Source organism: Oleiphilus sp. HI0043, assembly GCF_001634935.1.
On sequence record NZ_LWEY01000918.1, the window covers coordinates 1 to 463 of the forward strand.

General features: G+C 43.8%; 2 protein-coding genes. Both read left to right on the forward strand.

The features are described from left to right. Positions 1-20: 20 nt before the first annotated feature. Complete coding sequence (ihfA, locus tag A3729_RS10275) at positions 21-326, forward strand: integration host factor subunit alpha (protein WP_068507652.1); 306 nt, start codon at positions 21-23, stop codon at positions 324-326. Next, a partial coding sequence (locus A3729_RS30760; RefSeq protein ID WP_156497871.1) for a MerR family DNA-binding transcriptional regulator occupies positions 304-463 on the forward strand: 160 nt, incomplete at its 3' end. The genes ihfA and A3729_RS30760, both read left to right, overlap by 23 nt.

Genomic DNA, 463 nt, shown 5'->3' on the forward strand with positions numbered 1-463 from the left:
CTAAATTAAGGAGCTAGCGCATGGCGGCTTTAACAAAAGCTGATATGGCCGAAAGCCTATACGACGAAGTTGGACTAAATAAGCGCGAAGCCAAAGAAATGGTGGAAGCGTTCTTTGATGAAATTGTTGGAGCCCTAGGTCACAATGAACAGGTGAAGCTATCTGGCTTCGGTAATTTTGACCTACGCGATAAGAAACAAAGGCCTGGACGTAACCCTAAAACTGGTGAAGAAATTCCTATTTCTGCCAGACGCGTTGTTACTTTCAGACCCGGACAAAAATTAAAGGCAAAAGTAGAAGAATATGCTGGAACCCAGTCACAATAATGAATTACCCCCGATTCCGGGTAAGCGCTATTTCACTATTGGAGAAGTAAGCGACTTATGTGGAGTCAAAGCTCATGTTCTACGTTATTGGGAGCAAGAGTTTGATGAACTGTCACCGGTAAAGCGTCGTGGAAATC

Excerpts from the sequence above, each read along its gene's own strand:
- ihfA (WP_068507652.1), top strand. The coding sequence starts at position 21 with ATGGCGGCTTTAACAAAAGCTGATATGGCCGAAAGCCTATACGACGAA.